General features: G+C 57.9%; 13 protein-coding genes. All 13 read right to left on the reverse strand.

Annotation, left to right across the window (positions count from 1 at the left end; all coding sequences use genetic code 11):
* Positions 1 to 82 precede the first annotated feature (82 nt).
* The 13 genes from glpX to GYN08_RS08220 all read right to left on the reverse strand — a co-directional run bounded on the left by glpX (position 83) and on the right by GYN08_RS08220 (position 12,397).
* Positions 83 to 1,087 carry a class II fructose-bisphosphatase gene (gene glpX / locus GYN08_RS08160; protein ID WP_166273688.1) on the reverse strand — a complete coding sequence of 335 codons (1,005 nt, stop codon included), beginning with the start codon at positions 1,085 to 1,087 and terminating at the stop codon, positions 83 to 85.
* 259 nt (positions 1,088 to 1,346) lie between these two features.
* Positions 1,347 to 2,150, reverse strand: a complete 804-nt coding sequence (locus tag GYN08_RS08165; RefSeq protein ID WP_166273689.1) for a pyruvate, water dikinase regulatory protein — start codon at positions 2,148 to 2,150, stop codon at positions 1,347 to 1,349.
* A gap of 18 nt (positions 2,151 to 2,168) precedes the next feature.
* The gene (locus tag GYN08_RS08170; protein WP_328802905.1) at positions 2,169 to 2,810 is read right to left on the reverse strand and encodes a helix-turn-helix transcriptional regulator; all 642 of its coding nucleotides are present in this window, start codon (positions 2,808 to 2,810) and stop codon (positions 2,169 to 2,171) included.
* 290 nt (positions 2,811 to 3,100) lie between these two features.
* The gene (locus tag GYN08_RS08175) at positions 3,101 to 4,204 is read right to left on the reverse strand and encodes an acyltransferase family protein (protein ID WP_166273690.1); all 1,104 of its coding nucleotides are present in this window, start codon (positions 4,202 to 4,204) and stop codon (positions 3,101 to 3,103) included.
* Between the two features lie 211 nt (positions 4,205 to 4,415).
* Positions 4,416 to 6,137, reverse strand: a complete 1,722-nt coding sequence (locus GYN08_RS08180; RefSeq protein ID WP_166273691.1) for a methyl-accepting chemotaxis protein — start codon at positions 6,135 to 6,137, stop codon at positions 4,416 to 4,418.
* Between the two features lie 128 nt (positions 6,138 to 6,265).
* The gene (locus GYN08_RS08185) at positions 6,266 to 7,633 is read right to left on the reverse strand and encodes an amino acid permease (RefSeq protein WP_166273692.1); all 1,368 of its coding nucleotides are present in this window, start codon (positions 7,631 to 7,633) and stop codon (positions 6,266 to 6,268) included.
* A gap of 355 nt (positions 7,634 to 7,988) precedes the next feature.
* Positions 7,989 to 9,203, reverse strand: a complete 1,215-nt coding sequence (locus GYN08_RS08190; protein ID WP_166273693.1) for a Bcr/CflA family efflux MFS transporter — start codon at positions 9,201 to 9,203, stop codon at positions 7,989 to 7,991.
* 202 nt (positions 9,204 to 9,405) lie between these two features.
* Entirely contained in the window at positions 9,406 to 9,864 is a 459-nt protein-coding gene (locus tag GYN08_RS08195; RefSeq protein WP_166273694.1) for a hypothetical protein, read from the reverse strand.
* Between the two features lie 83 nt (positions 9,865 to 9,947).
* Positions 9,948 to 10,118, reverse strand: coding sequence for a thiazolylpeptide-type bacteriocin (locus GYN08_RS08200; RefSeq protein ID WP_166273695.1), 171 nt, complete (start codon positions 10,116 to 10,118; stop codon positions 9,948 to 9,950).
* 73 nt (positions 10,119 to 10,191) lie between these two features.
* A complete protein-coding gene (locus GYN08_RS08205; protein ID WP_166273695.1) occupies positions 10,192 to 10,362 on the reverse strand; it encodes a thiazolylpeptide-type bacteriocin in 171 nt (56 codons plus the stop codon).
* Positions 10,363 to 10,435: 73 nt separating this feature from the next.
* Positions 10,436 to 10,606, reverse strand: a complete 171-nt coding sequence (locus GYN08_RS08210) for a thiazolylpeptide-type bacteriocin (RefSeq protein ID WP_166273696.1) — start codon at positions 10,604 to 10,606, stop codon at positions 10,436 to 10,438.
* A 137-nt stretch (positions 10,607 to 10,743) separates the two neighbouring features.
* Positions 10,744 to 11,502, reverse strand: a complete 759-nt coding sequence (locus GYN08_RS08215; protein WP_166273697.1) for an ABC transporter permease — start codon at positions 11,500 to 11,502, stop codon at positions 10,744 to 10,746.
* Positions 11,495 to 12,397 carry an ABC transporter ATP-binding protein gene (locus GYN08_RS08220; protein WP_166273698.1) on the reverse strand — a complete coding sequence of 301 codons (903 nt, stop codon included), beginning with the start codon at positions 12,395 to 12,397 and terminating at the stop codon, positions 11,495 to 11,497. Before GYN08_RS08220 ends, GYN08_RS08215 begins: the two co-directional genes overlap by 8 nt.
* Between the last annotated feature and the right edge of the window lie 13 nt (positions 12,398 to 12,410).

Raw genomic sequence — 12,410 nt, forward strand, 5'->3', positions numbered from 1 at the left:
TCATACGCGGCAGAAGCGAAAAAGACGCAAAAAAGCCCCGTTCCGCATAAAATCGGAAACCGGGGCGGGGTAAGGAGCATTTTTACAGCGAAGCTGCACGTCCCATGCTCGGCACTTCCGGCAGGCCGGCGGGGAACTGCTTCAGCGGCAGGTAATGCATGCTGCGGATGTAGCGGACGGTGCGGCTGCTCGCGCGCATGATGACGGAATGCGTCTCGGCGCGGTCTGAGCCGATCATGCGGACGCCGTCGAGGAATTCGCCGCTCGTGACGCCCGTCGCGGCGAACAGCACGTCGCCCGTGCCCGCCATGTCTTCCAGCGTCAAGACGCGGGAAGGGTCCTCGATGCCCATCGAGACGCAGCGCTGCTTCTCGAACGGCCCGTCCGGCAGCAGGCGTCCCTGCATGTCGCCTCCGAGGCATCGCATGGCCGCGGCGGCCAGCACGCCTTCCGGCGCTCCGCCGGAGCCGAGGTACAGATCGACGCCGCTGTCCGGCAGCGCCGACGCGATCGCGCCCGCCACGTCGCCGTGGCCGAGCAGCTTGATCCGCACGCCGGCCGCGCGCAGGCGGGAGATCAGGTCGGCATGACGTTCGCGCTCCAGCACCATGACGGTCAGATCGGACAGCGCCCGGCCCGTATAGTGCGCCGCCTTCTGCAGCGTCAGTTCGACCGGGTCGTTCAGACTCAGCTTGCCCGCGAGTTCCGGGCCGCAGGCCAGCTTTTCCATATAGATGTCGGGCGCATGCAGCAGGCTGCCCTTCTCCGCGATGGCGATAACGGCCTGCGCGTTATGCAGGCCGGCGGCCACGACCTCCGTCCCTTCCAACGGATCGACGGCCACGTCCACTTCCGGGCCTTCCTTGGTGCCGACTTTCTCGCCGATGTAGAGCATCGGGGCGTCATCCATCTCGCCTTCGCCGATCACGACCGTGCCGTCGATGGAAACCGAATCGAACATGGAGCGAATCGCCGTCGTGGCCGCGTCGTCCGCCGCGTTTTTGTCCCCTCTGCCGACCCATTTCGCCGCCGCGAGCGCACCCAGTTCCGTTACGCGTACAATTTCCAGAGTCAATTCCCGTTCCATTTCCAATCCCTCCATTCGATTCGTCGGGCGCCTGTCGGCCGGGGATGAACGCATTCCCCGATCCCCGCGTTAAAGCCTATAAGTGTCGAAAGTCCGCCAGCGTTCGCTTCAACCGGAGAACCGTCCATGAAACCCGAGCGGATCCGCGTCAAGTCGATGAACGCCGAACGTCCTTTGAACTTTCCGTCGTTTCTTGTCTTCGCGCCGTTCTCTGCGGGCCTTCTGTCTGCCGGCATTCCATGTGCGCCTGCCGGAAACGTTATAACCTGCCGAGAATCAGGCTCGCCGTCTCCTCGATCGCCTTGTCCGTAATATCGACGACCAGACAGCCGATTCGATTGTACAGCGCTTCGGCATATTCCAACTCTTCCTTGATGCGCTCCAGGCTGTCATACTGCGAACCGACCGGAAGACCGAGCGAGCGAAGGCGCTCGGAACGGATCTTCAGCATGGCCTCCGGCGCGATGGTCAAGCCGACCAGCCGCTCCTTGGGCAGCCCCAGCAGCTGCTGCGGAGGCGCGATTTCCGGCACGACCGGATAGTTGACGACCTTTTTGCCGCGATGGGCGAGAAAGATGCCGAGCGGCGTCTTCGACGTGCGCGAAATCCCCATCAGCACGATGTCGGCTTTCAGCATCGCGCCGAGGTCGCGGCCGTCGTCGCTGGCCACGGTAAATTCGATCGCCTCCATCCGCCGGAAATAATTGTCGTCCATCTGGCGCAGCACGCCGGGCCGCCGGGTCGGCGGCGCTCCGCTGAACGTGTCGATGAACGCCTGCATCATGGGACCCATGATGTCGACGATCCGCACGTCCAGCCGAACCGCTTCCTCGCGAATGGTCTCGCGCAGCTCCGGCTGAACGAGCGTATAGGCGACGAAGCCCTTATGCTCGGCCGCTTCTTCCATCAGCCTGCGCAGCTCCTCTTCGTGCCTTACGTTGCCGTAGCGCTTGATCGATACTTCCCGGTGCTCGAACTGGTGAATGACGGCCTGTACGACGGCTTCCGCCGTATCGCCGACCGAGTCCGAACAGATTGTAATGAATGGCGTGCCTTGTCCCATCGTCTGCGTGTCCTCCCGTTATCCCGTAGTTTCGATCTCGAGGAGAAGCTGGACGATGGCCGTCTTCGTCAGCCGTCCCACGATCGCCGGTCTGCCGCCCGCTTCTTCCGGGCCGGCGTCGATCACCGGCAAACTGTCTACCTCGTGCATGATCATCTTGTGCGCCGCTTCCAGCACCGACTCGCCCGGCGACGTCGTCACGACTTTCGGAATGCGTGTCATCACCATGCTGACCGGCATCGAGGCGGAACCGGGATTGCCCAGCGTCACCTTCAAAAAATCTTTGCGCGAAGCGACCCCGGCAAGCTTCCCTTCTTCGTCGCAAATGATCAGCGTCCCCACATCCTGCAAAAAGAGCGTCACGACCGCATCCTGAATCGTCGTCGTCTCGCGGATGATGATAGGCACATTCTGAATGTCGCGCACTTTCGCTTCCCTCATCCGGTCGCTGCCGTTTCCGCCGCCGCTCGCTTTGCGGCCGGGGAAGTACCCGACCTTCGGCTTCGCGTCGATATATTCCAGCATGACCAGCAGCGAGAGATCCGAGCGGATCGTCGGGCGGGACAGCCCCAGATTCTCGGCGATCTGCTCGCCGGTGATCGGAGCCTGCTTCTTCACGATATCTACGATCTTCAACTGCCTTGCCGTCAATTCGATCACGGCTACCCTCCGATTTCCTGCTTTCGCGTTGAGCCCGGTAACGAATCTTCATCCGTATCCGCCTCTGCGTACACATATAATACGACACTAATCCATAAAATGAAACATATATGACGTACTATTAACCTATTATTTTTGCTTATGAACTCATTAAGCAGCAATTATAAGCCCATTTTCGCCGATACAGGCTTCTTTCTCTTCTATTATGACACACTGTATAACGTTTTCGCTCATTTCTTTTCAGCACAAAAAAAGCCTGCCGGGAGGCAGGCCCTCGCAAACGAAAATCGCTACAGTTCCATCCCTTTTCGTCCGGCAAGCAGGCCGATTCCCGCTCTTCTTTTTTTGCCGCCGGTCCTTCCCAATATGTATTTGCCGAAAGGCAGCTTGTTGACCAGCAGAACCGTGGCGATCGAAGAAGCCAGCGCGAAGACGAACAGCAGCGGGATTTTCCAATATCCGATCTCCCAGAGTGCATCGATTATTCCGCCGTACACGGTCAGATACGCATAGTGGATCAGATAGATCCCGAAGGAACAGCGGTCGACCAGGCTCATGATGCGCGATTTGACGTTCAGCCGGGATGCGGCCAGGAACAGCAGCAGGATCAGCGAGACGCTCAAAGGAAGCATGTCGGCCCGTTTGGAGTTGAAATGGATCAATCCGAAACCCAACGAATTGACGTATACGACGAGAGCGAGAGAAGCAAGAACGAACGCCGCGATTCCCGCTCGGAACTTTCGGATCCCCGCCAGAAACTTGCCGTAATCTTTTCCCCAATAATACGCCAGGCAAAAATAGAAGAACCATCCGAAGAAAGGAACCCAGTACCCTCTTTCCCAGACGAAAGACGTTCCCGGATAATCGGGCGGCTCGATAAAATTGAACACGCACAGATACGCCGCATTGATCGCAAACGCGGCAGGCAGCATGATTTTTGCGGGGACTCTGGATAAGTATTTGGTAAAGAGCCGATGAAGAATGTAAAACTGAAAAATGACCAGAACGAACCATCCGTGATAGCCGCCCACGAAGTTCAGCAGGAGGAATCGGGGAATCTGCGACGGCTCGTTGTAATGCGCAAAAAACGCATAAAAAACGGCCATGCAGGCGAAGGGAAGCAGGATCAAAAGCAGTCTTTTTTTATAAAACTCGCGGGTCAGACGGTCCGGATAAGAGTGTGCCAGGAGCATCTCCGATATAAATACGAAAGCGGGAGTCCCGAAAGACAAGATTCCGGCTGCCGTCAACAAGGCGTAATCCGCGGCCGTCGATCCTTGCTCCATGTCGAATCCTACGGTAAAGTGTATCGCGTGCAGCAGAACGATGCTCAGACAAGCAATTACCCTGACCGTACTTACTTCCTGTATGTATTCGGGCTTTGGCCCCTTCACGCTTTTCCCTCCCCGGATTTTCAATTTCCTTACACACTATAACAGAAAATACATAGCACGCATCCATAATTTCAAAAACATTTTTGGAACAAGTTAGCTAACCGATCAAATAACGGTATGCTTCGCCCTGAGAAGAGAAGAGTCAAAAAAAATAAAGGGGAATCCGGCCGGATCCCCCTTCTATGCGGCTGATGCTCTTTGATTCGTTTTTTTACAGCTTGAACTTCTCGACCGAACGCGCCAGGGTGTCGATCCCGCGCTTCGAGGTCTGCACGCCGTTCAGCACGTCCGAAGCGGTTTCCGCGGCCAGCCCCGCTTTCTCCGCGATCGTCCCCGTTCCGCTCGCGCCTTCGCTCGCGGATATCGCGATTTCGTCCGTCGCTTTGACCAACGTTTCCATCGAGGCCAGCAGTTCTTCCGTCGTGGCGCTGAGATCGGTCGACAGCGCCTCCGTATCGACAGCCCCTTCGGCATATTCTTCCGTCGCCCGCAGCATCAGGGCATAGTCTCCCTGAACGCTTTCGGCGAAAAACTCCAGCAGGTTTTCCGAATTGTCTTTCAGGCTGCCGACCGAACGAAGCACCGTGCCCGTCACTTCCTGAATTTCGTCGGCTGCCTGTTTGGAATCTTCGGCCAGCTTGCGGATTTCCGCCGCGACCACGGCAAAGCCTCGGCCGGCATCGCCCGCTCTCGCCGCTTCGATGGAAGCGTTCAGCGAGAGAAGATTCGTCTGCGCCGTAATCTGGAGAATCGACTCGGCCAGCAGCGTAATGCGCTCCACCGCGCGGGATTCCTCCATCGCCTGCTCAAGATTGCCTCTCACTTCCTCGTAAGAAGCCGTACCTTCCCGATAAGACTGCTGGAATGTCGATTTCAGTTCGGCGGCCCGGGCGCTGAGGCGTTCCGACGATCGCGCGCCTTCCTGCGCTTTAAGCGCGATCGACTCCAGCGCCCGTCCGATTTCGATCGAAGTCTCGCTCATGCCCGCCGTCGAACTCGAGGTCTGTTCCATGCCTGCCGACAGCTGCTGCGTCGTGGCCGAAATATCCTGTACGCTGTCGTCGAGCCCGGCCATTCGTCCGGCGACGCGATCCATCGTCTGTTCGATTTCCCGGCTCTCGCGCTGCACGTTTTCGATGATCTCCCGGAACGCTTTGCGCGCTTCCCCTTCCGAGCGGATCAGCAGGGCGAACTCGTCCTTCTCCTCCAAGAAACGCTCATAGGTCGAATCGTATTTGAGATCGAGGTCGGCCGTCTTGCGAATCAGGCCGACGACGATTTGAGTCCGGCGGCGAACGTTGCGGATAACCGCGGCGCCGATGGCGGCCGACACCAGCAGCGCGGCCGCGAGGCCGATCCAGATCGTGCGCTGAAGCTGCTGCTGATAAGCGGCGCTCTCGGCGATCACGTCTTCGCTGTAAACGTCCAAAATTTCCTCGATCTCGTTGATGCTGCCTCGCGCCGCGTCGAACTGCTCCATGGAGCCGCCTACCGGTCCCGCTTTCCAGGCCGCGAACTGCGTTTTGAATTCGTCGAACAGCTCGAACGCGGTCTTGCCGGAATCCGGATGCTTGTAGCTTTCGAAGCGTTCCGCATTCGCTTTCATAATGGATTCGGCCTTCAGCACGCGCTCTTCCGTCTGAACGACGTTTTCGTCGAAGCTCGCCTGCAGTTCGGCAGACGTACCGCCGCCCAAAGCGGTGATAGCCTGCTGATCCGACAGCGCCTGATAAAAGTCCCGGTCGGCGTTCAGCAGCCAGGAAATGCTCTGATGCGCTTCGTTGTACAGACGGTCAATCAGCCGGTTCGACAATTGCGAGACGAGTCCTACCGACAGCGCCGACAGCAGCACAAGCGCAATCAACGGAGGAGCCAGAGGAAACAGCATTTTAAAACTAAGGGGCATATTGTTAAAGCGCAGTCTCTTGAGCATTCGGATCACCCTTCCGGTTAAAATCTTATTCTTTTTATCGGCAAATTTCGACAAATGTGAATGAGATTTTATTCCTGGTTTTTTTGGAATCCTCTGTAAAAACATTCGCAAAAAAAAGCGGGGCCGCGTCAGCGCGACTCCCCCGCTTTTTTGCCAATGCCGAGCGCGTAATAGGCCGCCAGCATGATCAGCACGAACCCTCCGCCCACGGCGAGCGGAATTCGCGTATCCGCGTTAATCGCCATCCCGGTCAGGACAAGGATCAAGAACACGACAATGAAATAATTCGCCGCCGGGAAGAACAGCGACTTGAACGGATGACTGCCGATTTCGTCCGCATGCTCGCGCCGGAAGCGGAACTGTCCGATCGCCATCGCGAACCACGGGATCATGCCCGGCAGAATGCTGGCCCCGTAGATGTACAGGAACAGCTTGGAGCCCGGCATCAAGTAATTGAGCAGCACTCCGATGAGCAGCAGAGCGATCGTCGTCATGATGCTGTTCCGCGGCACGCCGCTGCTCGAGACTTTACGGAAAAATTTCGGCGCCTGGCCGTGCTCGGCCAGCGTGTACAGCATGCGCCCGGCGCTGTAAATGCCGCTGTTGCAGCCGGACATCGCCGCCGTCAGCACGACGAAATTGATGATGCCGGCCGCCGCCGTGATGCCGACTTTGGCGAAGGTAAGCACGAACGGACTGCCCGTTACGCCGACTTCGTTCCACGGATAAAGGGTCACGATCACGAAGATCGCGCCGACGTAGAATACGAGAATCCGCCAGACGATGTTCTGGATCGCGCGGCGCAGCGTAACCGTCGGATTTTCCGCTTCCCCCGCCGTAATGCCGATCAGCTCGATGCCCTGGTAAGCGGCGGTCACGATGCAGAGCGCGAACAGGAACCCTTTCAGCCCGCCCGCGAAAAATCCGCCGTGCTCGTACAGATTCCCGAGTCCGATCGGCACGCCTCCGTTTCCCCAGCCGAAGAAGATAAGGCCGGTCCCCAGAATCAGCATGGCGACGATCGCGACGACTTTGATCATGGCGAACCAGAATTCGAACTCGCCGTAGAACTTCACCGCCGCCAGATTCGCCGCCGCGATGATGCCGACGCCGACCAGAGCCGGAATCCACTGCGGAATGTCGGGGTACCAATAACCGAAATAAATGCCGATCGCCGTCACTTCGGACATGCCGACCGTCAGCCACAGAAACCAGTAGCTCCAGGCCGTCAGGTAACCCGCGACCGGATGGATATATTTATGCGCGAACGTCGCGAACGATCCCGTCACCGGCTCGGCGATCAGCATCTCCCCCATGATCCGCATGACCAAGAACATGACGATCCCCGCCAGCATATACGCCAGCAGCACGGACGGTCCGGCCCATTGGATCGTGCTCGAGGAACCCATGAACAGGCCCACCCCGATCGTCCCTCCCAGCGCGATCAGCTCGATATGCCGGGCTTTCAGACCCCGGTTCAGTTGTTTTTCTTCCATAAAGCTGTGCCCCCATATATGTTTTGCCGTTTTTCCGCGTTCCGGCACCGCCAAAACGCACCAGCAAATTCTATGACAAGCCAGCCGGGAACACAACAGAAAAGATCACCCTCGCAGCGCCCGTGTAGTCTTCATAAGGGACTGTTGTTCCTTAAGAGAGGACATTCCTTCATGCAGAATGCTTTTGCATCATCGATTCGAATAAAACATTCAACTTAAGTGTCCCGCAAAAAAAAACAAAAAAAATTATATTCAGGGTTAGGGCGTGTCTTCTTTTCAGCTCTTCGAATCCGATTTCGCATATAAAAAGCCCCTGAACGGAATCCGTTCAGGGGCCGCGAATCGTCCTGCTCGTTTATGCGGCTGCGTCCGTCTGCTTGTCCGCCCGCGTCAGCACAAAAAACGCGGCCGCGCCGAGCAGCGCCGTAACGAACAAGATGGCGCCCATCGGTACCGGAGTCGTCTCGTCCAGGCCGACGAGCGGAGACACGATCGAGCCGATCAGCAGCGGGAACAGGCCGAGCACCGCGCTGGCGCTGCCGGCCCGGTGGCCCTGGCGCGCGATGGCCAGCGTGAACGTGCTTGTCGCCGTGATGCCGATCGTGATCATATACACGAACAGAAGGACGACGATGGTAAACAGCGGGCCCTGCACGATCGAAGCGATCAGCAGCAGGAACGTCGCGCTCGCCGCCGTAATCACGCCGATTCGCAGCAGACTGCGTTCGGGCACGATGCTGCTGAAGCGCCCGATAATGAAGCTGCCCGTAATGATCGCGATGCCGTTGATGCCGAACAGGATGCTGAACGTCTGCGGCGACACGCCGTAAATGTCTTGATAGACGAACGGCGTGCCCGCCACATAAGCGAAGCTTCCGCCGTGGATAAAGCCGAGCGTCAGGGCGTAGCCCATGAACGACTTGTCCCGCATGAGGCTGCCCATCGTGCGCAGCGAGTGCCCGATCGAGCTCGGCACCCTTTTCTCCGGCGGCAGCGTCTCCTTCAGCTTGAATCCGACCGTCAGCAGGATCAGGAAGCCGAGCAGGCCCAGCACGTAGAAGATGGTGTGCCAGCTCGAGCCCGGCAGCAGCAGCACCCCGCCGCCGGCAATCGGGGCAAGCAGCGGCGCGACGGCGTTGATGACCATCAGCAGCGAGAAGAACTGCGTCAGCTCGCGGCCGCTGAATACGTCGCGGACGATCGCGCGCGACAGCACGATGCCGCCCGAGGCGGTCAGTCCCTGCAGGAATCGGGCGGCGATCAACATCTCGATGCTGGTCGACAGCGCGCACATCACGGACGACGCCGCGAACAGCAGCAGCGAGATCAGCAGCGGGCCGCGGCGTCCGCGCGCGTCGCTGATCGGACCGACGATGATCTGTCCGGCCGCCAGCCCGATCAGGCAGGCGGTCAGGCTGAGCTGGACAAGCGACGCCTGCGCGCCGAGATCGGACGAGATGCCCGGGAAGCTGGGCAGATACATATCGATGTTGAGCGGTCCGAGAATGCCGAGCGTGGACAGCAGCAGGGCGAGGCCCAGGCGCTCACGGCCCGTGGGGTTATGCGGCATGGTTGAAGGTTCTCCTTTGATGAAACAAACTATGAATAATCATAGAAGGAATTGTATAAGCCATGGAAGAGACTGTCAACGACGCATGTCCTTTCTTGCGCGGATGCGGCCGGCAGCGGAAAAGACGAAAAAAGGAGAATCCTGACAGCTTCGGGCCGCCCGGACTCTCCTTTTGCTCATGTTCGTTAAGTTTGCCGCGCAGTCAGAGCATCGCCGCCGCTCCGATCCGAAGCGAAGCCGCCCGGAGCACCCGGACGCCGTGCTTCGCGGAAGGGACGGCTTCGCATTCCAGCGTCCGGTACTGCACCCGCTTGCGGCGCAGCACGTTTTGGAGCCGGGCGAACAGCGCTTCGGCTTCCTTGGAAAGGGAATCCTGTTCCTCTTCCCCGAGAAGCAGGATATACTGCGATTCTCCTCGCGCCAGATCCAAACGTCCGCTTTCGTAAATATGGATGGAATTCCGGCCGTCCGAGCGCATGAACGCTTTTCCGTCATTCACGAACAAGAATCGGAGCGAGCTTCCTTTCAGACCGTTTCGCTCGTGCTCCGCCGCCGCTTCGAATAACAGGTACAGCGTATCATCCGCAAAAGCTTCGCGGCTCAATTGTTCGAAAAAAGGCAGTTCCAGCTTGGCGAGTTGTTTCCCGAGCAGTTCTTCCATTCGACTCTCTCCTTTCCGTGCCGGGTGACGACGTTCGGCGGCCTTTCAAACCGGCCTGAACGCCCGGATGCGTATGTGCGAAATCAAGACGAGCAGCAGGAGCTGGAACCGCAGGTCGAGCAGCCGTTGCTGACCATCGATCCGCTTGTCGCCGCCGTCTCCGGCAGCGCGGTCGCTTCGCTGATCTCCACGAAATCCAAGTCCTCGATGTCCGAGAACAGTTCCTCTACCAGCTTGTTGTTCGCGTTTTCCATGTTCGATCTCTCCTTTTCATAAGTAAAATGCGTTTATAAGCTCACTGTCGGGGACGTGATCGCAAGCTGTGAATCAGGACGAGCAGCAGGAGCTGGAACCGCAGGTCGAGCAGCCGTTGCTGACCATCGATCCGCTCGTCGCCGCCGTCTCCGGCAGCGCGGTCGCTTCGCTGATCTCCACGAAATCCAGATCCTCGATGTCCGAGAACAGTTCCTCTACCAGCTTGTTGTTCGCGTTTTCCATGTTCGATCTCTCCTTTTCATAAGTAAAATGCGTTTATAAGCTCATTGTCGGGGGCGTGACCGCAAGCTGTGAATCAGGACGAGCAGCAGGAGCTGGAACCGCAGGTCGAGCAGCCGTTGCTGACCATCGATCCGCTCGTCGCCGCCGTTTCCGGCAGCGCGGTCGCTTCGCTGATCTCCACGAAATCCAAATCCTCGATGTCCGAGAACAGTTCCTCTACCAGCTTGTTGTTCGTGTTTTCCATGTTCGATCTCTCCTTTGAATGGGGTTGGTTGTGCTTTATGATGAATAGCTCGGGTCGGGCTTTGAAGATTCGAAAAACCCCCGCCTCCGCTAGCCATTACGATCCGGTAACGCCGCGGCTTCGCCGGCACTTCGGCTTCAATTCAGCTTTCCGAATTTTTTCTGGAGCACGGCGCCCGCCGCGACGAAAGCCAGCGAGACGCCGACCAGGATCAGCGCTTCCTTCCCGTAATCGAGAAGGGTTCCGCTGCCTGCCCACAGTCCGCGCATCATCTCCAGCCCGTAGACGATCGGATTGAAGATGTAGACGAACTCCCGCAGGAAGCTCGGGAACATCTCGGGCGGGAAGGTCAGTCCCCCCAGGAAGATCTGATAGTAGAACACCATCTGGGATACGCCCTGGTACGTTACGCTTTTGCCGATGAACGACGTCAGGAAGTAAGTGATCGCGAACTGGTACAGGTTGATGAGCAGGAAGGCCACCGCGATATTCGGCAGGCTCGCATAAGGAATCGCGATATGCTTGATTCCGGCTGCGAAAGCGATCAGCAGAAAAGAGGCGGCGATCTGGAACAGGAAAGTGGCGATATATAATCCGGACGAAACGGTCAGCCCGGAAATGCCCAGCAGCTTGAACTTCAGCAGGTTGCCCTGCTCCTTGTACAGCAGGAACGTCTGGCCGTAAATGACCAACACCCCGTTGACGATGATGATCGGAATATAAGCGGGAACGAGCAGCTCCGTCAGCGGAACGCCGCCGTCGACCTTATAGCCGGCCAACAGATTGCTGAAGATGAAGAACATGACGATGGGAAGCGAGAATCCGAGAATAAGGCTCTTGGCGTTGCGCATCACCAGCTTGATCTGGTAGCCCGAGAGGGCGAGCAGGTTATCCATGCGAGATCTCTCCATTCTTCACGAGTTTGTAGCCCAGCATTTTCAGGAAGGCGTCCTCGAACGTGTAGTTTTTGATCGCGATATCATAGCCGCCCAGCCGCTTCACCTGCCGGTAAATCTCTTCTTCGGCGTCTTCTTTGTAGCGAATGCACAGCAGGCCGCCGTTATTCGAGAGCTCGCTGCCGAAGCACTGTCCGAACGCTTCGCGGTCGTCGGTGCGGAACTCGATTTTCTTCGCCGCTTCGAACTCTTCCCGGATAAGGGTCGACACGTCGCCGATCCGGCTGATCCGGCCCTTGTCCAGAATCACGACCCGATCCGCCAGATATTCCACTTCGTCGAGGAAATGGCTGGTCAGAATGATCGTCACGCCTTTCTCTTCGTTCAGCCGTTTGATGTAGTCCCAGATCTGGCGGCGTGTCATGGAATCGAGGCCGGTCGACAGCTCGTCGAAAATGATAAGCTCCGGCTCGCCGATCAGGGTCAGCAGGATCGACAGCTTCTGACGCTGGCCGCCCGAGAGATTTTTGACGTACATGTTCCGGCAGGACGCGAAGTCGAATTCTTCCAGCAGGCTGTCGAGATCGACGTCGCTTTTCAGTATTTTTCGGTACAGCTTGCATACCTCGTATACTTTCGCTTCCTTCTCGTAAGAGGAGGACTGCATTTGATAGCCGACCTTGCGGTACAGCTCCTTGCGATCGAAGCCGTATTCGATGCGCCCTTCGTAATCGACGATATCCATGATGGAATTGATCAGCGTCGTCTTGCCGGCGCCGTTGTGGCCGAGCACGGCGACGATGCTGCCCCGTTCCACCGTAAAGCTGACGTCTTCGAGCGCCTGCTTGCTTCCGTACTTTTTCGACAGGCCTTCCATCTTGATCAGAGTAGACATGGGATTCCCTCCT

This window comes from Saccharibacillus alkalitolerans, from assembly GCF_011090185.1.
In the GTDB taxonomy this organism is placed as follows: domain Bacteria; phylum Bacillota; class Bacilli; order Paenibacillales; family Paenibacillaceae; genus Saccharibacillus; species Saccharibacillus alkalitolerans.